The sequence below is a fragment of the Mycetocola zhujimingii genome, from assembly GCF_003065425.1.
GTDB classification, from domain to species: Bacteria; Actinomycetota; Actinomycetes; order Actinomycetales; family Microbacteriaceae; genus Mycetocola_A; species Mycetocola_A zhujimingii.
In genome coordinates, this window is sequence record NZ_CP026949.1 from 2,344,476 (window position 1) to 2,368,112 (window position 23,637).

19 protein-coding genes are annotated in these 23,637 nt (G+C 65.0%); 7 read left to right on the forward strand and 12 right to left on the reverse strand.

Going from position 1 to position 23,637, the window contains the following annotated elements:
* The first annotated feature begins 5 nt into the window (after positions 1–5).
* The gene (locus C3E77_RS11205; RefSeq protein WP_162924987.1) at positions 6–782 is read left to right on the forward strand and encodes an oxygenase MpaB family protein; all 777 of its coding nucleotides are present in this window, start codon (positions 6–8) and stop codon (positions 780–782) included.
* A gap of 138 nt (positions 783–920) precedes the next feature.
* The gene (locus C3E77_RS11210; RefSeq protein ID WP_162924988.1) at positions 921–2,519 is read left to right on the forward strand and encodes a hypothetical protein; all 1,599 of its coding nucleotides are present in this window, start codon (positions 921–923) and stop codon (positions 2,517–2,519) included.
* 24 nt (positions 2,520–2,543) lie between these two features.
* Here the strand turns inward: C3E77_RS11210 and panD are convergent, their stop codons facing one another.
* Genes panD through C3E77_RS11225 form a run of 3 tightly spaced genes read right to left on the reverse strand, consistent with a single transcriptional unit; the run spans position 2,544 to position 6,454 of the window.
* Positions 2,544–2,960 carry an aspartate 1-decarboxylase gene (panD, locus tag C3E77_RS11215; RefSeq protein WP_108391709.1) on the reverse strand — a complete coding sequence of 139 codons (417 nt, stop codon included), beginning with the start codon at positions 2,958–2,960 and terminating at the stop codon, positions 2,544–2,546.
* A 5-nt stretch (positions 2,961–2,965) separates the two neighbouring features.
* Positions 2,966–5,353 carry an ATP-dependent helicase gene (locus C3E77_RS11220; protein WP_108391710.1) on the reverse strand — a complete coding sequence of 796 codons (2,388 nt, stop codon included), beginning with the start codon at positions 5,351–5,353 and terminating at the stop codon, positions 2,966–2,968.
* Positions 5,354–5,401: 48 nt separating this feature from the next.
* Positions 5,402–6,454 (reverse strand): glycerophosphodiester phosphodiesterase family protein, encoded by a 1,053-nt coding sequence (locus tag C3E77_RS11225; RefSeq protein WP_108391711.1) that lies wholly within the window; start codon positions 6,452–6,454, stop codon positions 5,402–5,404.
* Positions 6,455–6,614: 160 nt separating this feature from the next.
* On the opposite strand from C3E77_RS11225, the gene C3E77_RS11230 reads away from it, so the two are divergent.
* Positions 6,615–7,409 (forward strand): Bax inhibitor-1/YccA family protein, encoded by a 795-nt coding sequence (locus C3E77_RS11230; RefSeq protein WP_108391712.1) that lies wholly within the window; start codon positions 6,615–6,617, stop codon positions 7,407–7,409.
* 54 nt (positions 7,410–7,463) lie between these two features.
* The gene (locus C3E77_RS11235) at positions 7,464–8,168 is read left to right on the forward strand and encodes a pentapeptide repeat-containing protein (RefSeq protein WP_108391713.1); all 705 of its coding nucleotides are present in this window, start codon (positions 7,464–7,466) and stop codon (positions 8,166–8,168) included.
* A 45-nt stretch (positions 8,169–8,213) separates the two neighbouring features.
* Here C3E77_RS11235 and C3E77_RS11240 read toward each other — a convergent pair whose 3' ends face one another.
* The gene (locus C3E77_RS11240; protein ID WP_108391714.1) at positions 8,214–8,768 is read right to left on the reverse strand and encodes a CGNR zinc finger domain-containing protein; all 555 of its coding nucleotides are present in this window, start codon (positions 8,766–8,768) and stop codon (positions 8,214–8,216) included.
* A gap of 94 nt (positions 8,769–8,862) precedes the next feature.
* Here C3E77_RS11240 and C3E77_RS11245 point away from each other — a divergent pair, with 94 nt between their 5' ends.
* Positions 8,863–9,858: an EamA family transporter gene (locus C3E77_RS11245; RefSeq protein ID WP_108391715.1), complete on the forward strand. Its 996-nt coding sequence runs from the start codon at positions 8,863–8,865 to the stop codon at positions 9,856–9,858.
* A 554-nt stretch (positions 9,859–10,412) separates the two neighbouring features.
* Here C3E77_RS11245 and guaA read toward each other — a convergent pair.
* From guaA to C3E77_RS11275, 6 genes are all read right to left on the reverse strand, one after another.
* A complete protein-coding gene (gene guaA / locus C3E77_RS11250) occupies positions 10,413–11,996 on the reverse strand; it encodes a glutamine-hydrolyzing GMP synthase (protein WP_108393296.1) in 1,584 nt (527 codons plus the stop codon).
* Positions 11,992–12,459 (reverse strand): DUF3817 domain-containing protein, encoded by a 468-nt coding sequence (locus C3E77_RS11255; RefSeq protein WP_108391716.1) that lies wholly within the window; start codon positions 12,457–12,459, stop codon positions 11,992–11,994. Before C3E77_RS11255 ends, guaA begins: the two co-directional genes overlap by 5 nt.
* A 9-nt stretch (positions 12,460–12,468) precedes the next feature.
* On the reverse strand, positions 12,469–13,335 hold the full coding sequence (locus C3E77_RS11260; protein WP_162924990.1) for an SURF1 family protein: 867 nt from the start codon (positions 13,333–13,335) through the stop codon (positions 12,469–12,471).
* A complete protein-coding gene (locus C3E77_RS11265) occupies positions 13,292–14,671 on the reverse strand; it encodes a cation:proton antiporter (RefSeq protein WP_108391718.1) in 1,380 nt (459 codons plus the stop codon). Before C3E77_RS11265 ends, C3E77_RS11260 begins: the two co-directional genes overlap by 44 nt.
* Positions 14,672–14,676: 5 nt before the next feature.
* The gene (locus C3E77_RS11270; protein ID WP_108391719.1) at positions 14,677–15,207 is read right to left on the reverse strand and encodes a cation:proton antiporter regulatory subunit; all 531 of its coding nucleotides are present in this window, start codon (positions 15,205–15,207) and stop codon (positions 14,677–14,679) included.
* Between the two features lie 127 nt (positions 15,208–15,334).
* Positions 15,335–17,062 (reverse strand): glycerol-3-phosphate dehydrogenase/oxidase, encoded by a 1,728-nt coding sequence (locus C3E77_RS11275; protein ID WP_198412140.1) that lies wholly within the window; start codon positions 17,060–17,062, stop codon positions 15,335–15,337.
* Between the two features lie 293 nt (positions 17,063–17,355).
* Between C3E77_RS11275 and poxB the strand changes: the two genes are divergently transcribed.
* Complete coding sequence (gene poxB / locus C3E77_RS11280; RefSeq protein WP_108391720.1) at positions 17,356–19,086, forward strand: ubiquinone-dependent pyruvate dehydrogenase; 1,731 nt, start codon at positions 17,356–17,358, stop codon at positions 19,084–19,086.
* 30 nt (positions 19,087–19,116) lie between these two features.
* Here the strand turns inward: poxB and C3E77_RS11285 are convergent, their stop codons facing one another.
* The gene (locus C3E77_RS11285; protein ID WP_108391721.1) at positions 19,117–20,235 is read right to left on the reverse strand and encodes a GuaB3 family IMP dehydrogenase-related protein; all 1,119 of its coding nucleotides are present in this window, start codon (positions 20,233–20,235) and stop codon (positions 19,117–19,119) included.
* A 316-nt stretch (positions 20,236–20,551) separates the two neighbouring features.
* On the reverse strand, positions 20,552–22,054 hold the full coding sequence (guaB, locus tag C3E77_RS11290) for an IMP dehydrogenase (protein WP_108391722.1): 1,503 nt from the start codon (positions 22,052–22,054) through the stop codon (positions 20,552–20,554).
* 268 nt (positions 22,055–22,322) lie between these two features.
* On the opposite strand from guaB, the gene C3E77_RS11295 reads away from it, so the two are divergent.
* Complete coding sequence (locus C3E77_RS11295) at positions 22,323–23,633, forward strand: branched-chain amino acid ABC transporter permease (protein WP_416046392.1); 1,311 nt, start codon at positions 22,323–22,325, stop codon at positions 23,631–23,633.
* Positions 23,634–23,637 lie beyond the last annotated feature (4 nt).

Genomic DNA, 23,637 nt, shown 5'->3' on the forward strand with positions numbered 1-23,637 from the left:
GGCGCGTGACGACACTTGAGGACATCGGCGGGGACGCGGTGCTGGTTGCGGGCGGCGGTCGCGCGATCCTGCTCCAGATCGCCAACCCCGGTGTCGGCCTCGGAGTTGCGGCCCACAGCGACTTCGCGTCACGCCCGCTCGACCGGCTGCACGCGACGCTGACCTTCGTCTATGCCCAGGTGAACGGAACAGATGCCGACAAGCGCCGGGTGACCAGTCGAGTCAATGCGGCGCACGGGCCGGTCTCGGCAGCGCCAACACCGGAATCGCCCGGCTACTCGGCGTTCGACCCGGCTCTCCAGCTCTGGGTGGCCGCGACGCTCTATGACACCGCGATCACCGTGTGGGAACTGGTGTACGGGCCGCTCGATGACGAGTCCGCCGAGCGAATCTACCGCGAATACGCGGTGCTCGGCACCGCGCTCCAAATGACGCCGGAGCTGTGGCCACCGACCCGGGCCGACTTCGACCGCTACTTCGCCGAGGAGACCGCGAAACTCGAGGTCACCCCTGAGGCTCTCGCTGTCAGCAGGGAGCTGCTCTCCGCGAGGTCCCTGCCACTCGTGCTCCGAGCCGCGATGCCACTCGCGCGGTTGATGACGGCCGGGCTCCTCGACGAGAGGCTGCGCGCTGACTACGGATTCCGGTGGTCACCGAAGCAGCAACGGCGGTTCGACCGCCTCATCCGCGTTACGCGTTTGGTCTGGCCGAAGCTGCCGCGCGGCATCCGGTTCGCCCTGTGCTCCTTCTACCTGCGGAGACTGCGCGCTTCGTCGCGGTAGGCCTCGATCGCTGGCCGGAGTATTCGAAGCCCGGCGGTGACCTCAGCCGGTCCTCCCCAACGCAACCGATGCGCCTGCCTGTCCACAGTCGTCATGGTCCGGTTCAGGGCGACGTCCGGCGACAACACACTTCTGGGTATGACCCCGACATCACTTTGTGGAACACGTGCCACGGAGACTCCAACCCCGACCGTCCCCACACCCGGCGGCCGTCGCCGACGTGCCAGCATCATGATGCTGGTCCTCACCGTCGTGGCCGCCGTGCTCGCTCCGCTCTTCTTCGCGGCACCCCCGGCATCCGCCGTGCCGGTCACCGGTCGGGCTTTCGGCTACTACTCGTCCGAGAACGGTGGATTCTGGCTCGGGTCGTGGCGCCTCGCCGACGGAACCCTCGCCTTTTGCGTCAACACCGAACGCGGAACTCCGAACGGGGCTGAGTTCTCCTATGCCGACGGTGCTGCGCTCGGCTGGTACAGCCCCGACGACGCCGCACGGCTCGCCTACATCTCCCGGAGCTGGGCGGGGTCAACCGACCCGACGACCGCCGCTGCCGGACAGATTGCAACCTGGACTCTCACCGGGCTGGGCAGCCACACCCAGGAGGAACTCGCCGCAAAGGCAGGCGCGGACGCGGCCTCCGTTCTGGAGCTCGCCCGCCGGATGCTCGATGAGGCGGAGATGTCCGCTTCCCGCTCGGTCGGTGCGGCCCTTGAACTCAGCCGAGACGGCGATCGTTCACGGGTGACGGCGGTGCTCACGGCCGACACCGTTGCGGCCGGCCCTGTTGTGGCGCCCGCTGGCGCCCACGAGGGGACGATGACGCTCAGCGGGGCGACCTTCGCCGACGGTTCAACGACTGCCTCAGTGCACAACGGTGTTCCGATTCGGGTGCGGGTGACTGCCGGCTCTGCAGTCGCCGATGTGGCGGCCTCGGTCCACTTCGACGGGCTTCCCTACGGGAACGCACTCACGATGGCGGTGTCGTCCGGTGCGGCGCAGAACCTTCTCACGGCCGGCTCAGCTTCGGCGAGCGCCACAGCGACCGTGTCCACTCCCCTGCCGAGTGACCTGCCGTTCCAGCCGGTGGTATCCACCCGGACGAGCGCGGCCGTCGCCGACGAAGGGGCCGGGATTTCCGACACCGTGATCATCGCGGTCGAGCCGACAGCGTCGACACTCGCCGAGTGGCCGGTGGTCGGCCCGCCTGGCGGACCGTTCACGACGGTTCCGTTGACCGTTCGGAGCAGGCTGCTCGGGCCATTCGCCGAGCAGATCGTGCCGGCTGAGCATCCTCCCGCCGATGCCCCGGTTGTCTGCGAGGTCACCCGCGTCATTACGACAGGGCCGGGCGAATACGTCACCCCCTCGTGCACGCTCGCCGGGCCTGGGCACTACGTCTGGGTCGAGAGCATTTCTCCGACCGACACGGCACCCGCGGAGGGCGGCGCACGAATTCTGCCCTGGACGTCACCGTTCGGCGTGGCAACAGAGATCACGACCGTGAATGCGCCGCCGGCTCCCCCTCCGCCCGCCGGCCAGCCCGACGTTGCGCCGGTCCCGACGCCAGAAGCACCCAGGCCGGAAGCACCGACGCTGCCCGAGACAGGAAGTGGCGACCTCTCGCGCCTGCACGCCGCCGTTCTCGCGCTCGCGCTCGTTGCAACGGGAGCTGCGTGCCTGAGGCCGCGGCGTCCCCGCCCGGCCGGCCGTCACTTGTCTGTCAGCGCTGGTGCGTGAGCGGCGCTGGTGCGTGACCAGCGATCAGCGGAGCAGTGCGTGGGGCGGGGTTTCGACGTCGCCGACGATCGCCTCTGCCGGGTCGCTCCCGAGGGCGACAATGCGGTTTGCGGAGTCGACGTGCACAACGTTCGGCACAAACTGTCGCGCCTCTTCGGTCGTCATCTGCCCGTACGCGATAAGGATGACCGTGTCCCCCGGGAACACGAGGTGTGCAGCGGCACCGTTGATACCGATCACGCCGCTGCCACGCTCGCCGGCAATCGTGTACGTCTCCAACCGCGCGCCGTTGGTCACATCGACGATCGAGACAAGCTCACCCGGCAGAATGTCTGCGGCGTCGAGCAGGTCGAGGTCGACGGTCACCGAGCCAACGTAGTGCAGGTCGGCCTGGGTGACTGTCGCGCGGTGAATTTTCGCGGTGAACATGGTGCGCAGCATGGCTATTACAACTTCTCAATCGGTGCGATTTTGATCAGGAGCTTCTTGAAGCCCGCCGATTCGAACTGAACGTGTGCGATCCGCTTGGCACCTTCGCCAGTGACGGTCTGAACGCGACCCTCGCCGAAATCGCTGTGACGGATGCGGTCGCCAGCGGCGAGTTCCAGCGAGCCGTTGTCACGAACCTGGTTCGTGATGCGGTTCGGCCAGTCGCGCTTCTCGGTGAGTGGCTTGGTCGCGAGGTCTGTGCCGTTCCACTTGGTCCGGTTGGCATTGAGCGCACGGGGCTGTGTTCCACCCCGCGAGTTCGCCATCCCTGGCGACTGGCGCCACTCGATGAGCTCACCGGGGATCTCCTGCAGATAACGGCTCGGCATGGCAACGGCGGTCTCGCCGTACTGGGCACGGGTCATGGCCAGCGAGAGGAACAACCGCTTCTTCGCGCGGGTGATTCCCACGTAGAACAACCGGCGTTCCTCAGCGGGGCCGCCGGGCTCCGACGCGCTCATCCGGTGCGGCAGCAGGTCTTCCTCAATGCCGGTGAGGAAGACAGCGTCGTACTCGAGTCCCTTCGCCGTGTGCAGCGTCATGAGCGAGACGGTGCCGCTCGAGTCGTCGAGGTCATCGGCCGCGGCGACGAGCGAGACCTCGGTGAGGAAGTCGACGAGTTCTCCATCGGGGTTGTTGCGCTCGAACTCCCTGGCGACGGCGATGAGTTCTTCGATGTTCTCGGCGCGCGCTTCGTCTTGCGGGTCGTGGCTCCTGCGCAGCGACTCGATCAGCCCGCTCTTGGTCACGAGCGTCGAGAGCACATCGGCGACCTTGCCCTCTGCGACCAGCGCGGCCCCCTCGTCGAGCAGTGCCGACAGCGACAGGATCGCGTTCGTCACCTTCGGTCCGAGCCCGAGAGCCGCTGCCTCACGCATCGCCTCGCGGAAGGTCAGGTTGTTGTCTTCGGCGAACCGGAACAGCTGTGTCTCCGTGGCCGGGCCGATTCCCCGCTTCGGGGTGTTGAGGATGCGGCGGAGGGCGAGGGTGTCTTGAGGGTTCGCGACGGAAACGAGGTAGCCCATGGCATCCTTGATTTCCGCCCGCTCGTAGAACTTCGTGCCACCCATGATCCGGTACGGCAGGGCCGAACGGATGAAGATTTCTTCGAGTGCACGGGTCTGCGCGTTGGTTCGGTAGAACACGGCGATCGAGCTGTACGGCATCCCCTCGCGGTGGAGCTTCTCGATTTCATCGGCGACGAACTGTGCCTCATCGTGACCCGAGTAGCCCGTGTAACCCACGATCTTCTCGCCGTCGCCGACCGCGGTCCACAGCTTCTTGTCTTTGCGGTCGAAGTTGTTGGCGATGACCGAGTTGGCCGCGGTGAGAATGTTCTGCGTCGACCGGTAGTTCTGCTCGAGCAGGATGACCTTCGCACCCGGGAAGTCGCGCTCGAACTCGACGATGTTCCGGATGTCGGCGCCACGGAACGCATAGATCGACTGGTCGGAGTCACCGACGACGGTGAGGGATGCCCCTGGTGACGTGGTGATGAGCGCGTTGTCGTCGAGTGCCGGCGGCCGCGTCAACTCGCGGATGAGCGAGTATTGCGCGTGGTTGGTGTCCTGGTACTCGTCGACGAGCACGTGCTTGAACCGGTTCTGGTAGGTCGCGGCGACATGGGGGAACGCCCGGAACAGGTACACGGTCTGGCCGATGAGGTCGTCGAAGTCAAAGGCATTCGCCGCGGTGAGCGCCCGGGTATACGCGCGGAAGATCTGAACGAACGCGGCCTCGTTGGGGTCCTCCATGTTGGCGTTTCGCGCGTAGCTGTCGACGTCGGCGAGTTCGTTCTTGAGCTTCGAGATCTTGGCCGAGACGTTCGCGGGCGTAAACCCGAGCACGTCTGCACCCTGTTCCTTGATGATCCGCTTGATGAGCACCCGGGAGTCGGACGAGTCGTAGATGGTGAAGTTTTTGGTGAAGCCGAAGTTCTCGGCCTCGCGGCGGAGAATACGCACGCACGCAGAGTGGAAGGTTGAGATCCACATGCCCTCCGCGACCCGCCCGACGAGAGCACCGACCCGCTCCCGCATTTCGGCGGCGGCCTTGTTCGTGAACGTAATCGCGAGGATCTGGCTCGGCCAGGCCTCACGGTTCTCGAGCAGGCTCGCGATGCGCCTGGTGAGCACGCTGGTCTTTCCTGAGCCGGCACCGGCAACGATGAGCAGCGCCTGCCCGCGGTAGAGCACGGCCTCGCGCTGCTGGGGGTTGAGGCCATCGAGCAGTCGGCTCTCACCGCTCTGCCCACTCGGATCGCTCGACGGGATACTGGCCGTGTGCCAGCCGTCGACAATCACGGGAGTCGCAGACTGTGGGTTCGGTTCCGGGGTGCTCGCCATATCACTGTCAAGCTTAGGCCGGGCGTCTGACAACCGGCTCCAGTTCTCTCAGCCGTCTGCGCGCGCCGGGTCCCTCCGTCGCGCATCCCGCGCGGCCACACCGAGGTCGGGGTGGTCGCAGAACACGCCGTCGATCCCCGTTGCAAGGATCGCGTCGAACTCGGCCTCCCAGTTTCCGAATGCCGACGGCTCGCCGTTCGTCCGGAACGCCCGCGACAGGAACTTGTTCTCCGGTCGAAGAGTCCAGGTGAACACGTCGAGCCCGCGCCGGTGCGCGCGCTCGACGAGGTCATTGGTGTGCCCCGCTGGTGCACCGGCGAAGAGCATCGCCTTGTCGACGCTGATCCCGTCGACGGCAAACCCGCCAGAGCCCGCGACGAGAGTATCAAGACCGTCGTCAGTGACGACATCCGCATATGTCGGTGCCTTCGTCCCGAACAGAGCGATCTCGTCGAAGGGACTGCCCTGTTTTTCGAGCAGGTAGATGTAACGGGCCGTGAGCCCGCGAGCGTGCATCCTGGCGAGCACCGACTTCTCAAAGGCCTCGACGATGAGGCCCGGGCCCTCCGCAAACGACGTACCGGAGAGAGCGGATGTCACCAGCTCGTCAAGAGGAAGACCCACGCTGTCGAAGTAGGTCGCGTGCTTGATCTCCGCGACGAGCCCCAGCGCCCGCCCCTGCGTCTCGGAGGCCTCATCGATAATCTCGAGCAGGTCCGAGAACCGAAGGATGCCTGCCGAACCGTCAAAACTCGCACTCGCCGGCCGGAGCGCCGGAATGCGCTCGCGGCTTCGCAGGGTCGACAGGTCCGCCCAGGTGAAGTCCTCGGTGAACCAGCCCGTCAGCTTGACCCCGTCGATCTCTTTGGTGACACGGCGGTCGGCAAACTCCTGCCGGGTTGCGACATCCGTCGTTCCGGAGATCTCATTTTCGTGCCGGAGCACGAGCACGCCGTCCTTGGTCGCGACGATGTCTGGCTCCACAGCATCCGCTCCCAGAGCGAAAGCGAGCTCGTAGGAGGACCGGGTGTGCTCGGGGCGATAACCGGGAGCACCGCGGTGACCGATGATGAGCGGGGGTGCCGGATCGGACGCTGTCATGCGTCGAGCCTAAGCGAGCGGCGAGCATCACTGCCCCAGCCTTGGAATACCCGCGTAAACCTCGGTGTTTCCCAGCAAAGACCACTAGATTAGACTGACGTTCCGCTTCGCGGGGCGACCACATTCCAGCCGTTACGACTGAGAAGGAAAAACTTTAGACATGGCAACGAACAACCCGGCGTTCAAGAACCCGGCATTCACGCGGTCAAACGCAATGGCTGTGCAGACGGCGAGCGCGTCCGAACTGCAGGACATGTACAACCGTCCGACCGCAGGCAGCGTCACCGCCGACCGGATGACGGTTGAAGACACGATCACTAAGAGCGCCATCGCGTTCGGCGTGCTCCTTGTCGGCGCTGTCCTCGGCTGGGCCGCTGGCATGCCCCTCCTGACCATCGGTGCGGCCATCGTCGGCTTCGTTCTCGCCCTGGTCAACACCTTCAAGAAGGAGCCGTCCGCTCCGCTGATCCTCGCCTATGCCGGCGTTCAGGGCATCTTCGTCGGTGGCATCTCCGGCATGTTCGACGCACGCTACTCGGGAATCGTCGCCCAGGCCGTCATCGCGACGCTCGTCGTCGTCGGTGTGACCCTCGCGCTGTTCGCGAGCGGCAAGATCCGCGCGTCGAAGAAGGCGACAAAGATCTTCCTCATCGCCATGGTCGGCTACCTCGTGTTCTCGCTCGTCAACGTCGGAATGCAGATGTTCGGCCTGACCGATAACGCCTTCGGCCTCCGCGGTGCGGATATCGCCGGCATCCCCCTCGGCCTCATCCTCGGTGTGCTGTGCGTGATCATGGGTGCATACTCCCTCGTTCTCGACTTCGACTTCATCCAGAGGGGCGTGCAGAACCGCGCACCGCGCAAGTACGGCTGGTCCGGCGCGTTCGGCATCATGGTCACGGTCATCTGGCTGTACATGGAGATCCTTCGCATGCTCGCCATCACCCGCGAGTAACAGCATCGATCGAGCCCCTGGGTCGCCGCCGGATCTGCGACCCAGGGGCTTTTCATGCCCGATTCCACAGTTTCACCGTCACTCTGCGAGGCATCAATGGCACGTCGCCCATCCACTCATCCCCCACGTCTCGACACACTGCGCGTCGTGGAGCGGGCGCCAGGCGATGCCGACTCGCTCGACACCGACGACGACCGCGAACTCGAGGAGTTCAGCGGCGTCGACCTCTCCGACCGCGACCTCTCCAGCATCACGCTCCGGGAGTGTTCGCTCGACGACGTCACCCTCACCGATGCGAACCTCCGCGGGTCCCGCCTGATCGAGTCGGTGCTCACCGGCATCAACGCCCCGATTCTGCGGTCCAGCCGGTCGACCTGGCGCGACGTCACCCTCAGCCGGTCACGGATCGGCTCAGGCGAACTGTTCGACGCGACCTGGCAGTCCGTCCGCGTCTCGGGCAGCAAGCTGGGCTACCTCAACCTGCGGGGCTCGTCGCTCACCGACGTCCTGTTCGAGGACTGCACCATCGACGAGCTCGACCTCGGCGGCGCGACCGCAACGCGGGTCGCGTTCACCGGCACCCGTGTACAGACCCTCGACCTCACCCGCTCGGCGCTCACACACGTCGACCTGCGCGGCCTCGAGTTCCAGGCCATCCACGGGCTCGAGGGGTTGAAGGGTGCGACGGTCAGCGAGTACCAGCTCAGCGAGCTCGCGCCGCTCTTTGCCACCCAGCTGGGCATCCTGGTCGAGGGATAGCCCAGCCGACGGCATCCGTCTGATGTACACGGATGCCGTCAGTGACTACGCGCTTCGCCGCCTCGCGCGATAAGCGGCAACGTGTGCCCGGTTTCCGCAGTTGCCGACGTCGCAGTAGCGACGCGAGCGGTTGCGCGACAGGTCGACGACGACCGCGCTGCAGTCGTCGGCAGCGCACTCGTGGAGCCGGGAGAGCTCCTGGGCGCGAACGAGGTCGACAACCGCCATCGCAGCCTCGACCTGCGCGCGTCTGGCTACGGCAGCCGATGACTCTGTCGCATGGATGTGCCAGTCCCAGTTGTCGTGCCGAACAAGCTGCGGAAGCGCGTTCGCCTCGCGAAGCAGCTCATTGACGAGCGCGACGACACCGTCTTCGTCGCGCGTCCAGAGCTCCCGCAACCGCCCGCGGAGAGCACGCATCTCGTCGAGTTCCCCGGCGTCTCCGGCGCGGTAGCCCGTGAACTCGAACCGATCGAGGAACTCAGCGAGTTGCTCAGCGGTCGCCAGCTCGTCGTCCCCACTGTGAGAAGCGCCGGGAAGCGTGTTGATCAGCGCGGCGGTGGTCACCAGGGAAACTTCGGTGTCATGTGCAAAAAGCATGTTGACTCCTGACGGGGCACGGGGTTAGTGTCATGACCATAGCCCAGATTACTCCTGACAGAAAGCAGAGCGGCTTCAGGGTCGCGCGAACCAGATGGCAACTACGCGAACCGAAGACCCGAGGGCGGATGCCGTTCGGCCCGCGCCACACCCTCAAGCGTCAGGGATCGTCATCGCGCTCGCGAGCGCGCTGATGTTCGCACTGAGCGGCCCGGTGGCCAAGTCGCTCATGGACTCGGGGTGGTCGCCAGGTGCGGCAGTTCTCGCCAGGGTCGGTGGCGCTGCGCTCGTGTTGCTCGTACCGACACTGATTCTCATGCGAGGCCGATGGAAGACGATCCGCCGGAGCGGGACAACCATCGCCATCTACGGCATCGTGGCGATCGCGGGGGCGCAGGTCGGGTTCTTCAACGCTGTCTCGTACCTGTCGGTTGGCGTTGCGCTCCTCATCGAGTACCTCGCTCCCGTTCTCCTCGTCCTGCTCGTCTGGGCCCAGACCAGGCGCCGTCCCGGTGTCCGCACCATCGCAGGCACCGTGATCGCCATCCTCGGCATGGTGCTCGTTCTCGACCTCACCGGCGCAGAGACCGTCCATCCGATCGGTGTCGCGTGGGCGCTTCTCGCGGCGGTGTCGCTCGCCGCCTACTTCGTGCTCGGCACCAGAATCAGCGCCGACCTGCCCCCACTCGTGCTCGCCGGCGGAGGACTCGTCGTTGGAACCGTGGTTGTCGCGATCTGTGGCGTCATCGGACTGCTGCCGTTCGCGTTCTCGACGGCGAACGTGACGTTGCTCGAGCACGAGGTGCCCTGGTACGTGCCCCTCATCTCGCTCGCGCTGATTTCGACGGCGGCCGCCTACCTGACCGGCATCATTGCGACCGCTCGCCTCGGCACCCGGATCGCCTCCTTCGTTGGCCTCAGCGAGGTCGTGTTCGCTGTGCTCGTGTCGTGGCTGCTGCTCGCCGAGCTGCCCAGCCTCCTGCAGCTCCTCGGCGGGCTCGGTATCCTCGCCGGTGTCGTACTGGTGCGCATGGACACGTACACCCCGCCGTCGGCGCCGCACCGCAAACGCCAAGTCGCGCCGACATAAGGAAATAGTGGCCACACAAGGACGCCCGCCCGCCCGCCGTCCTTCCCTCGGCGCTTTTTCCCTCCCTCGGCGCGTAACCGCTGCACAGGAGATCGCACGCCAATCAGGACAAACTCGCAAATACAGTCCTGATAACCGTGCGATCGCCTGCAAATCCCGCGACCCAAGCGCCGCGACCGACCCCTGAAGCCCAACCCAGGCGGAAAGCCGATCGTTTTCGGGGTGCCTTGTGCTGAGGAGAAAATGATCAGCTTTCCGCCGTCACCCAGCCCGCGCCACGGCTCCTAAGCCGCACTCAGACGGAAAGCCGATCGTTTTCGGGGTGCCGAGTTATGGCGATTTCAGGACCGGCTCGTCTCTGGGCTGGGCGACGCGCTTAAACGACCAGGACCGGCTCAGCGAGCCGGTCCTGGAATCGTCATTGTTTGAGCTGAGGAGAAAATGATCGGCTTTCCGACGCCCCGGCGGAAAACGCAAATGGCCGGCTCAACCGAGCCGGCCATTTGCGTATTGTCTGAGCTGAGGAGAAAATGATCGGCTTTCCGCCGTCACCCCTACTCCCACTCAATAGTTCCCGGTGGCTTAGACGTGACGTCGAGAACGACGCGGTTCACGCCATCCACCTCGTTCGTGATCCGGTTCGAGATCTTCGCGAGTACGTCGTACGGCAGTCGCGTCCAGTCCGCCGTCATGGCGTCTTCGGAGCTGACCGGGCGGAGGACGATCGGATGCCCGTACGTGCGTCCGTCTCCCTGCACGCCAACCGAGCGAACGTCGGCGAGAAGCACAACAGGGCACTGCCAAATCTCGTTGTCGAGACCGGCGGCCGACAGTTCGAACCGGGCGATCGCATCCGCCTTGCGCAGCAGGTCGAGTCGCTCGGCGGTCACTTCACCGACGATGCGGATGCCGAGGCCTGGGCCGGGGAACGGCTGGCGGCCGACGATGACCTCGGGAAGTCCGAGCTCGCGGCCGATCGCACGGACCTCGTCCTTGAACAGGGTACGAAGCGGTTCGACCAGTTCGAAGGTCAGGTCGTCGGGCAGTCCGCCGACGTTGTGGTGGCTCTTGATGTTCGCGGTACCGGTTCCGCCGCCGGACTCGACGACGTCCGGGTACAGGGTGCCCTGCACGAGGAATGCGATGGGATCGCCGTCGTCCTCGAGCGACTCGGCGATGAGGTCTGCCTGTGCCTTCTCGAAGGTGCGGATGAATTCGCGGCCGATGATCTTGCGCTTCGTCTCGGGGTCACTGACTCCGGCGAGGGCGTTGAGGAACTGCTCACGCGCGTCGATGGTGATGAGCCGAACGCCGGTCGCCGCGACGTAGTCCTCTTCGACCTGCTTGCGCTCGTCCTGGCGGAGAAGCCCGTGGTCGACGAAGACGCAGACGAGCTGGTCGCCGACGGCCTTGTGCACGAGGGCAGCGGCAACGGCGGAGTCGACTCCACCGGAGAGGCCGCAGATGACCTTGCCGGTGCCGATCTGGGCGCGAATGCGCTCGACCTGCTCGGCGATGACGTTGCCAGGGTTCCAGTCGGAGGGGATGCCTGCGGCACGGTGCAGGAAGTTCTCGAGTACGTTCTGGCCGTACGCCGAGTGCTTCACCTCGGGGTGCCACTGCACACCGTAGAGCTTGCGCTCGTCGTTGCCGAACGCAGCGACAGGGGTCGAGGCCGTCGACGCGAGGACGGTGAAGCCCTCCGGCGCCTTCGCGACCGAGTCGCCGTGGCTCATCCACACGGTCTGGTCGGCGGGCTGCCCGTCGAGCAGGACGCCACCGTCGGTCGAGAGCGACGCGTCGGTCGATCCGTACTCACGCAGGCCGGTGTTCGCCACCTCGCCGCCGAGCGCACGTGCCATGACCTGGAAGCCGTAGCAAATACCGAGCGTCGGCACGTCGAGGTCGAAGATACTCGAGTCGAGGGCGGGAGCGCCGTCTTCGTACACGCTCGAGGGCCCGCCGGATAGAACGATGCCGACGGGATTTTTCTCGGCCACCTCGGCTGCGGTGATCGAGTGAGGCACGATTTCGGAATAGACCCCGGCTTCGCGCACGCGACGTGCGATGAGTTGGGCGTACTGGGCGCCGAAGTCGACGACGAGAACGGGGCGGGCGTTGGTTGCCTGCTCGCTAATGAGATGCCTCCACAGGGTTGGAAATTGGTGCAGCAGATGAAACGGATGCCGTGCGCTCGGCACGTGAGGCCAGGTACGCGCGCACCTCGCGGGCGACGCGCACTTCAAGGAAGAACGACAGGAACGGGATCACACCACCCAGCGCGAGAAGCAGCAGGCGCGGGAACGACCAGCGCATGAGGCTCCAGAGCCGGAAGTTGCTGAACAGGTACAGCACGTAGAACCAGCCGTGCGCGATCAGGATACCGGTTGAGAGGTTGATGGCCTGCGCGGATCCGCTCGGCACGAACGCGAGGAATCCGTAGGCTCCGCCGAGTTCGAGCTCGAGGCCGAATGCGTACTTCATGAGCATCTCAGCGCAGAGCGCGAGCAGCATGACACCGGTGATGATCGATGCGATCTTGTAAAATTTCAGTGCGCCGGCGATTCGCGGTAAATCGCTCTCGCGAGGTTCAAGTGGCATATCTCTAGTCTACGTGCCCGATTCTGAGCGTTCGAGCTCAGCCTCTTCCTCGCGCCGCGTCCAGGCATCCTTCACAAGGTGGTACCAGACGAACACCGCGAAACCGGCGAAGACGATCCACTCTGCGGCGTAGAAAATGTTCAGCCAGTTGAGCGTAACGCCCTCTTCGACGGGCGGCGCGTCGATAACGGTGAGCCCCTCCGGCGCCTCGTCCGCGACGACGTACCCGTTGTAGACCGGCCTGTCCCCCATGTCACTCCAGATGTTGACGAACGCGGCCATCGACATCGTCGTGAGCTCGAACGGGTCGGCGTCGTCCTCCGGTAGTTCAGGGGCCTGCGACGCGTTCAGTCGTCCGGTGACGGTGACGACGGATGCCTCGGCGTCGGAGTTGAGGGCAGCGACGGTCTCGTCCGCAACATCCCCGTCGGGTGTCCAGCCGAGCGCGACGGCGATGGAGGCCTGTGGCTCGGAATCCGTCAGGAGGTGCCCGGTGACCCAGTACCCCGTCTCGCCGAGATTCACGCGATCGCTCACGACGAGGTAATCACCGGGGACCAGAACCCCGTTGACCTCGACGAGCTGTCCGACGACACTGTCGCGGAGAGGACCGCCGGTCTCAGCGACGTCGGCGATGGGCCTGACCCGCTCGGTGGGCTGGTCGACGGTTTCGGTTGAGGTCACCGCGCGTTCGAGCTGCCACTGACCGAGCCAGGCGAACGCTCCCGACACGAGCAGTGCGAGCAGGAGCATCGCGATCCAGCGCGGCTCGAGCATCGTGCGGAAGAGAGTTTTGCGGGGCTCGGCCGGGTCGGCCGGTGCCGGGGTGTTGCTAGTAATCGTCGTCTCGCTTCGTCTTTTCGGGTGGTGTGTCACGCTGGTTCATCGCCTGCTCGACGATTCGGTCGATGGCCCGCGCCGTCGCGGTCGATTCGGGTGCGTCGTCGCCCGCCGTCGCGGCGTCGACGAGGGCGATCTCTTCGGCGAGCATCGGGTCACGGGGCCGAACTGGTGTTTTTCGCTTGGTACGGAGCACGGCCGCGCCGATGCGCTCGGAGTTGGATGCGAGGAGCGGACCCATCACGCTGACGACGAGCACGTAGAGCCCGGCGAATGGTTGCAGCCTGGGGTCGAGCCCGGCCGTGAGCGCGAGAATGGCGAGGATGAGGGCGAACTCACCACGGTTCATCAGGATGGCTGCCGCATTGATTCCGGCCTGGGCGCTGAAGCCGTAGAGCCTCGCCATGAACTGACCGGCGACGACGTTGAGCACGAGCGTGAGGACGACGGCAATGATGACGGGTCCGATGACCTGCGGGAACTCGGTCGGGTCGAGGCCGAGGCCGAAGTTGAGGAAGAAGAACGCCCCGAAGACGTCACGCAGCGGCACCGCCACGTGCTCGATCTTGGCGCTGTATCGCGTTGCGCCGAGCACGAGACCGATGAGGAACGCGCCGATGGCATCGCTGACGCCGAGCACCTCTCCGAGTCCACCGAACAACACGGCGAGCCCAAAGAACAAAATGGTGAACAGCTCATCGTCCTTCGTGCGGAACAACCGCCCGACGAACGCTCCTCCCCAGCGCGCGATGCTGAACATCACGACGAGGAAGGTGAATGCAATGGCGAGTTTCCCGACGACGAGCCATGGCTCGTTTTCACCGCTCAGCACAACAGAGACAATCGCCAGGTAGATGGCGAGGAAGATGTCCTGCACCACGGTGACGCCGAGGATCATCGGCGTTTCGCGGTTCGCCAGGCGGTTGAGCTCGATGAGCAGTTTGGTGACGATCGCGCTCGACGACGTACCGATGATCCCGGCGATGATGAGGGCTTCCTTGGTTCCCCAGCCGAGCGCGAATCCGAAGGCGAGGCCCGCACCCATCAGCAGGACCAAATAGGAGCCACCCGAGATGAGCAGCTTCCCCGCGTTGCCGAAGAATTCGTCCTGATCGAACTCGAGCCCGAGGTTGAAGAGAAGCAGAATCAGGCCGAACACGGCGATGAGTTCGATGTACGCGCTCTCGAAGTTGAGCGGGAACCATCCGTTATTCGGGCTCGCGAGAAAGCCGACGATCATGTAGATCGGGATGGCGGGAAGCCCGATGGTCTTGCCGAGCCGTCCCAGAATGTACGCGGCAACCAGCAGAGTCCCGAGAACGACGAGATCGGTCCCCAGGTGGGAGGCTTCTCCTGCTGCGGTTGCGATCATCCGCGTCACACTCCCGGCGGACCGTCTTGAGAGCCGGAGAGACGCGATGCCCCCGTGCGGAAGAACGCGAACGCCTTCGCCACTTTTTCGGGGCTTCCTGCCACGACGAGTGTGTCTCCGGGGAATACCCGGAAGTCTTCACTCGGCGCCGGGTTCGCCGACTCTCCCCGGACGACGGCGACGACGGTCAGGCCCACGATTCCGCGGTCTGCCGGGTCGCCCAGCGGTTGTCCGGCGATGTGGTCGTCGTAGTCGACGGTGAACCAGTCGATGCTGAGGCCGGGGATGCGATCGAGGGCGCTCAGCGATTCGGTGATCTGGGTTCCGCCGAGCAGCTCGGCGAGAGTGTGCGCCTCGTCTTCGCGAAGCCTCAGCGACACCTTGCTCGCGTCGGATCCGTCTTCATCGTCCGCAAAGGTGATGAGGTCGCTGTGCCCGGAACGGTGTGCGATCACGCCGACCTTGCCGCCGTCAGCGGTGATGAAGGTGTGCAACACTCCCACACCGGGAAGCTTCACCCGACGAACGTCAACCATGGCCGGACTCCTAGGGTATGTGGGAAGTCCTCCCAGTCTATCCGAGCGTTACCGGCACTTCGGGGGCAGCAACCCGACCGCCGCCCGTACCGTACCCGGGCGGCGGCGCACTGACCTGCGGGATGAGCTACGGGGCGACGATCTCGGGAGCTTCGAGCCGGATCCGGTCGGCTGATTCGTCGTCGGGCTGATCCTGCGACGCCCGCTCCGCAGCCACCCGCTCGAGGTAGACGGCAACCTCGTGGTCCGTGCGCTCCTGGTCCCAGTCGAGCACCTCGGCCATCAGTTGAGCGGCGACGGGGGCCGCAGACACACCGCGGTCCCAGGACTCGATCGAGATCCGGGTGCGGCGAGCGAGGACGTCGTCCAGGTGGAGCGCGCCCTCGTGCGATGCGGCGTAGACAACCTCGGCACCGATGTAGTCGTCAGCTCCCGGCAGTGGATCGGCGAGCTCGGGCCTCGTCCTGATCAAATCGAGCAACTCGTCGGTGAGCACACCGTACCGGTTGAGCAGGTGCTCGATCCGCGCGGTGTGGACACCGAACGCCCGCGCGATCTTGGCGCGCTTGTTCCACGCCGCCTGATAGCCCTCCGCGCCGAGAAGCGCGATGTTGTCCGTTGTGGATGCCGGGACCTTTCCGTCGAGCGCGTCAGCGGCTGCGTCGATCGCGTCCTTCGCCATGACCCGGTATGTCGTCCACTTGCCACCGGCGATCACGACGAGACCTGGCACCGAGTGGGCGACGAGGTGCTCGCGGGAGAGCTTCGATGTCTGGTCACTCTCGCCGGCGAGCAACGGCCTGAGGCCCGCGTACACACCCTCGACATCGTCACGAGTCAGGGGAACGGCAAGGATTTTGTTCACGTGCTCGAGCAGGTAATCGATGTCAGCTGCGGTGGCGGCCGGGTGCGCCTTGTCGAGGTTCCAGTCCGTGTCTGTCGTGCCGATGATCCAGTGCCTGCCCCACGGGATGACGAACAGAACGCTCTTCTCCGTGCGGAGCAGGAGGCCCATGGTCGACTGGAACCTGTCACGCGGAACGAGAAGGTGGATGCCCTTCGACGCGCGGACCTTGAACTGGCCACGCTCACCGACCATGGCCTGGGTGTCGTCGGTCCACACACCGGTGGCATTGACCACCTGTTTTGCACGAACATCGAAGCGCTCACCGGTCTGAAGGTCGTGCGCCTTCACCCCGACGACCCGCTGACCCACCTTGAGGAAACCCTCGACCCTGACCCGGCTGGCCGCGTGCGCACCGTACGAAGACGCGGTGCGAACGACCGACATGTTGTAGCGGGCGTCGTCGACCTGCGCGTCGTAGTAGGTGATCCCGCCGACGAACGCGTTGTTGCGCAGCGAAGGAATCGCTCGCTGCACCTGGCGCTTGAGGAGGTGCCGGTGGTGCGGCACGCCGGGAGGGCGGCCACCCGTGTAGCTGAACACGTCGTACAGGAGCATGCCGGCGCCGATGTACAGGCGCTCGAACAGCGGGCGGTTGAGTGGGTACAGGAACCGTACGGGCTTCACGAGGTGCGGTGCGATCCGCTGCAGCAGGAGCCCGCGCTCGATGAGCGCCTCGCGGACCAGACGGAAGTCGAGTTGCTCCAGGTAACGGATGCCTCCGTGGACAAGCTTCGATGACCTGCTTGACGTTCCGCTCGACCAGTCGCGTGCCTCCAGGATGCCGGTGGACAGGCCGCGCGTGACAGCATCGAGTGCGCTTCCTGCCCCGACGATACCGCCCCCGACGACGAGCACATCGAGTTCCTTCGATTTCAGCGCTTCAATAGCCGCGGCACGCTCGACCGGGCCGAGCTTCGTCGAGTGACTCACTGTGTTGGAATTGGCCATGACTGCCTCTCCTGGCAACCGAGCCTGCCACGGTCGCCGGACCCTCATTGGTGATGGCACCGACAGGCTACGCCACCCCTCTTTCACTCGACGCTAACGCACGCCCTTAACCCTGACAACAGGCTCAAGCAGGGAATGGCCTGTGGGCCGAGGTCTCTGCAGCCGCTCTGTGCGCTCTGGCCCTTAACAATCACGCCCGCGTGTGCTGGACTCACCTGAATGCGCCGCACCTGAACACTCCGCACGAGACCGCACTGGCCTGAGAACGAACGAGCGTGAAGAACCGAGGGATCATGGCAACGATCGCAGCGAACATCGTCGACACGCTCGTGGCGAGCGGGATAAAGCGGGTGTACGGCATCCCGGGAGACTCGGTCAACGGATTTACCGAAGCTCTCCGCGCTGACGGCTCGATCGACTGGGTGCTTGTCCGGCACGAAGAAGCCGCAGCGCTCGCCGCGTCCGCTGAGGCAGGGCTCACCGGGCAGCTGGCGGTGTGCGCCGCCAGTGCCGGCCCAGGGAACCTGCACCTCATCAACGGGCTCTTCGACGCACAACGATCGCGGGTTCCCGTGCTCGCTCTTGCCACCCACCTCCCGAGCGCCGAGATCGGCAGCTCGTACTTCCAGGAGACCCACCCGGAGGAGCTCTTCCGTGAGTGCAGCGTGTACTGCGAGCTCGTGAGTTCAGCGGCACAGATGCCCCGCATCCTCGAGATCGCGATGCGGACGGCGATCGAGAGGAGGGGTGTTGCCGTTGTCGTCATTCCCGGTGACATCCTCCAGCAGAAGGCTGAAGCGCCGAGAACCGTGTCGATCCGGCCGACCCACAGCACGGTTCTCCCTGACGCAGTCGGACTCGCTGAGGCTGTCCGACTGCTGGATGCCGCGCCAAGCGTCACCATTCTGGCCGGCGCGGGAGTGGCCGGCGCCCACGCGGAGGTCGTTGCGCTCGCCCGCGCGCTCGGAGCACCGATCGTGCATGCCCTGAGGGGCAAGGAACACATTGAGTACGACAACCCCTTCGATGTCGGCATGACCGGCCTCCTCGGGTTCAGTTCGGGATACCGCGCCATGGAGAGCTGCGACGCCCTGCTCATGCTCGGCACCGACTTTCCGTACCAGCAGTTCTACCCCGAGAAAGCCGTGAAAATTCAGGTCGACGTGCGGGGCGAGCAGCTCGGCCGAAGAACGACGCTGGATCTCGGGCTCGTCGGCACGGTTCGCGAGACGGCTCGCGCCCTGGAGAGCCTTGTCCAGCACAAGACGAACCGCGACCACCTCGAATCATCCCTCAAGCACTACCGGAAGGCGCGAAAGGGCCTCGACGACCTCGCGACAAACGACAGCAATCGCGCACCGATTCATCCGCAGTACCTCGCTCGGCTCGTCGACGAGACGGCGAGCGACGACGCTGTGTTCATCCCGGATGTCGGTTCACCGGTGGTCTGGGCATGCCGCTACCTCACCATGAACGGCAGGCGCCGCCTGATCGGGTCGTTCACCCACGGCACCATGGCCAACTCGGTATCGCAGTCGATCGGAGCGCAGGCATCCCACCCCGGTCGTCAGGTGATCGCGCTCGCCGGAGACGGCGGCCTCACGATGCTGCTTGGAGAACTCGTGAGCCTCGCGCAGAACCGGTTACCCGTCAAGATCGTCGTCTTCAACAACTCGTCGCTGAACTTCGTCGAACTCGAAATGAAAGCGGCAGGGCTCGTGAACTATGGCACAGGACTCGTGAACCCCAACTTTGCCGACGTCGCGAACGCGATGGGCATCCACGGCCAGCGCGTCGAGAGGCCGAATGACCTGGCCGCCGCGCTCAGTGCCGCGTTCGAGCACGACGGGCCGGCACTGATCGACGTGGTGACCGCGAGGCAGGAGCTCTCACTGCCGCCGTCGATCACCGCCGAGCAGGCGAAGGGCTTCACGCTCTACGCCATCCGCACTGTGCTGTCCGGACGCGGTGAGGAACTCATCGACCTCGCGAACACCAACGTGGTCCGCAGGATCCGCGGCTGATAACCCACTCAATGCGCGCGGTACGAAGCCTCAGTTCGTGCGATACGGGGCGAGAACGACCTCGACCCGCTGGAACTCCTTGAGGTCCGAGTACCCGGTCGTCGCCATCGACCGGCGAAGCGCTCCGACGAGGTTGGCCTTACCGTCAGCGACGGATGCCGGTCCGTAGAGGACCTCCTCGAGGGTGCCGATCTGGCCGACTTCGACGCGGCGACCGCGAGGCAGCTGGGAGTGGTACGCCTCTGTGCCCCAGTGGTATCCGCCACCGGGTGCATCGGTTGCCCGAGCGAGGGTTGTACCGAGCATGACGGCATCCGCACCACACGCGACGGCCTTGACGATGTCGCCTGCTGTACCGAGACCGCCGTCGGCGATGACGTGCACGTATCGGCCACCGGATTCGTCCATGTAGTCACGGCGGGCGCCGGCGATGTCGGCGACCGCTGTGGCCATGGGAGCGTGGATGCCGAGGGTCGCGCGGGTGGTCGATGCGGCTCCCCCGCCGAATCCGACGAGGACACCGGCTGCACCGGTGCGCATGAGGTGAAGCGCGGCCGTGTAGGTCGCAGCGCCACCGACGATCACGGGAACATCGAGTTCGTAGATGAACTCCTTGAGGTTGAGCGGTTCCTGGTTGCGGGAGACGTGCTCGGCAGACACGGTCGTGCCGCGGATGACGAACAGGTCGACGCCGGCAGCGACCACCGTCTGGTAGAGCTCCTGGGTGCGCTGGGGCGACAGTGCGCCGGCAACGGTCACACCCGCTGCGCGGATCTCTGCGAGCCGTGCTGTGACGAGCTCGGGCTTGATCGGCTCGGAGTAGATCTCCTGCATCCGGGCCGTGGCCTTGTCGTCGCTGAGTTCACGGATTTCAGCGAGCAGCGGGTCCGGGTTCTCGTACCGGGTCCACAGACCCTCGAGGTCGAGCACACCGAGTCCGCCGAGCTTGCCCATCATGATCGCGATTGCCGGCGAGACGACAGAGTCCATCGGTGCGGCGAGGAACGGAATGTCGAAGGAGTATGCGTCAATCGACCAGCCGACGGAGACATCTTCGGGGTCTCTCGTCCGACGCGACGGTACCACCGCGATGTCGTCGAAGGCATATGCGCGGCGTGCGCGCTTGGAAGCGCCGATCTCAGTTTCCATACTCACGTCCCCAAGCCTACCGTTCATGACTTCGAGGTCGCTCGCGGCAGCCGGGCTGGCAACTGCGGTGGGAGTCTTTGGGCCGACAGAGTATTTTCTCCTCAGCTCAGACAATGAGGGCAAGCGGGAGGGCGCCGGGTTACGCGGATCATCGGGAGTGTCTTCTTGCCCTCCCGCTTGCCCTCATAACTCGGCACCCCGAAAACACTCTGTCGACCCCCGCCGGGTTACACCGCCAGGCTCCCCGACTGTCGCTCGCTTTTAACGCAAAAACCCGCACGAGCTGTTCGCTCGTGCGGGTTTACGGAGGGTTGGTCTAGCGGCTGTAGTTCGGAGCCTCGACCACGATCTGCACGTCGTGCGGGTGCGACTCCTTGAGTCCGGCCGGGGTGATACGAACGAACTTGCCCTTCGCCTTGAGCTCTTCGATGGTGCGAGCACCGACGTAGAACATCGACTGGCGCAGCCCGCCGATGAGCTGGTAGGCGACGGACGAGAGCGGCCCGCGATACGGAACCTGACCCTCGATGCCCTCGGGAATCAGCTTGTCGTCGCTCGGAACGTCGGACTGGAAGTACCGGTCCTTGGAGTACGAGGTCTTCTCGCCACGGGTCTGGAGCGCGCCGAGCGAACCCATTCCGCGGTACATCTTGAACTGCTTGCCGTTGACGAACACGAGCTCGCCGGGGCTCTCGTCGCAACCGGCGAGAAGCGAGCCGAGCATGACCGTGTCTGCACCGGCGACGAGTGCCTTGGCGATGTCGCCCGAGTACTGCAGGCCTCCATCGGCGATGACCGGCACGTCGTATTCGCGAGCTGCGAGGGATGCCTGGTACACCGCGGTGATCTGGGGAACGCCGACACCGGCGACGACGCGAGTGGTGCAAATCGAGCCGGGTCCGACACCGACCTTCACCGCGTCGGCTCCTGCTTCGGCGATCGCCTTGGCGCCGTCGCGTGTCGCGACGTTTCCACCGATGACGTCGACGCCGTCGAATGCCTTGTCTGACTTCAGCTTGCGGATGATATCGAGAACGCCGGCGGAGTCGCCGTTGGCGGTGTCGACGACGAGAACATCGACACCGGCGTCGAGCAGTGCGCCGGCGCGCTGCCAGGCGTCACCGAAGAAACCGATGGCGGCACCAACGCGGAGCCGGCCGGAGTCGTCCTTCGTCGCGAGCGGATACTTCTCCCGCTTGTCGAAGTCCTTCACAGTGATGAGGCCCTTGAGCTTGCCTGCGGCGTCGACGAGTGGCAGCTTTTCGATACGGTGCTCGGCAAGGATCGAAATGGCATCTTCGGGGCTGACGCCGACGGGCGCGGTGATGAGGGGCATCTTCGACATGACGGCGCTGACCGGTGTCGTTGCCTTCTCCTGCGCGCCGACGAACCGCATGTCGCGGTTGGTGATGATTCCGACGAGCACTCCGTCGGTGTCGATCACGGGGAGGCCTGACACCCGGAAGTTACGGCACAGGGCGTCGACCTCGGCGACGGTCGCCGTCGGAGTCGTTGTGACCGGGTTCGTGATCATGCCGGACTCACTGCGCTTGACGAGGTCGACCTGCGCGGCCTGGTCGCCGATCGACAGGTTGCGGTGCAGGATTCCGATCCCGCCCTGCCTCGCCATCGCGACGGCCATCCTGGACTCGGTGACCGTGTCCATCGCGCTCGAGAGCAACGGCGTTGCAACAGTGATGCGTTTGGTCAGTCGAGAAAACGTCTCGGCCTCACTTGGAATGACGTCGGTGTGTCCGGGGAGAAGAAGGACATCATCATAGGTGAGACCGACGAAGCCAAATGGGTCTGAGTTTTCCATTGCATCCCTTCACAGAAGCGCTGTTTTCCCGGTGTCACGAGCTGACGGATGCCGCGCACAAGCGCACATCCCACCGGTACTTAATGCTAACCGCTGGAACGTAACGATTATGCCCGGCACTTCCGACATTGATGTGAGGAATACCCATGTACGAAACATGTAGGTCATAATCGGGTCGTATCGTCAAACGGAGCCGTTTGGCGAAGAACTACAGAGATCTGGCGGTCTCTTCACTCGAGGGACCTGGCGGTCCCGTTCTGGAGGTGCAGTGAGTCTCACTCATTCAGCCCACGCCCCGCGCCACAAGCGCACCCTGTTACTGTTCCTCGGATTTCTTTTTGCGACGCTCGCGTTTCAATCGTTTTCTGCGGCGCCGGCGCAGGCCGATGAGGTCGGAACGGAGTATGACTTTTACTTCGCGGGCAACGTCAAGTACGACAGCGAACCGCTCGAGGGTGTGACAATCACCGTCGAAGGCAATGGCTATGACGCAGAGGTTGACACCGCCGCGGACGGCAAGTGGAAGATCGGGGTGCCGGAGAAAGGCACGTACACGGTGACCCTGGTCGAGGAGACACTCCCGGAGGGCGTGATCGTCGCCGAAGGCTCCGCCGCCGTCGAAGCCGAGATCGCGCTCACAAACTCCAAGATCGTGAACTACTTCCTCGGCGAGGGAGTCCGCGTCACAGTGAGCTTCTGGGACCAGCTGGCCGAACGAATCGTCAACGGTCTCAACTTCGGGCTCCTGCTCGCGCTCGCTGCGGTCGGGGCGTCCCTGGTCTTCGGCACGACCGGACTGTCGAACTTCGCCCACGGTGAAATGGTGACGTTCGGGGCGGTAATGGCCTACGTCTTCGCGAACGTCCTGCAATGGCCCCTCTGGGGCGCGCTCGCAGCGGCTGTTCTGATGAGCGCACTCTTCGGGTTCACCCTCGATGCCGGCCTCTGGAGACCCCTGAGGCGAAAGGGCATCGGCATCGTGCAGGTGATGATCGTCTCCATCGGTCTTTCGCTGCTCATTCGATACGTCTTCCTCTACTTCATCGGCGGAAGCACCTACCAGCTGCCCGGTTCCGGTGAGGAGCGGATCACGCTGTTCGGCAGCGTCGCGCTCTCCGTCACCGACATGGTCAGCATGGCCGTCTCGGCGGTCGTCCTTCTCGCCGTGGCCTGGTGGCTGCTGCGGACCCGGACAGGCAAGGCAACCCGGGCGATCTCGGACAACCCCTCCCTCGCCGCGGCGAGCGGTATCGATGTCGACAGGGTGATCAGGATCGTCTGGATCCTCGCGGCAGCCCTCGCCGGCCTCGCGGGTATCCTCTGGGCCTACTTCCGCCCCGGCATCAAGTGGGACATGGGTACGCAGATCCTGCTGCTCGTCTTCGGCGCGATCGTCCTCGGCGGGCTCGGTACAGCGTTCGGCGCACTCATCGGTGCCATCATCGTCGGCCTCCTCGTCGAAGTCTCGACGCTGTGGATTCCGTCTGACATCAAGTACGTCGGTGCACTGGTCGTGCTCATCGCCGTCCTGCTCGTGAAACCCCAGGGACTTCTGGGCCGCAAAGAGAGAATTGGATAGGAGG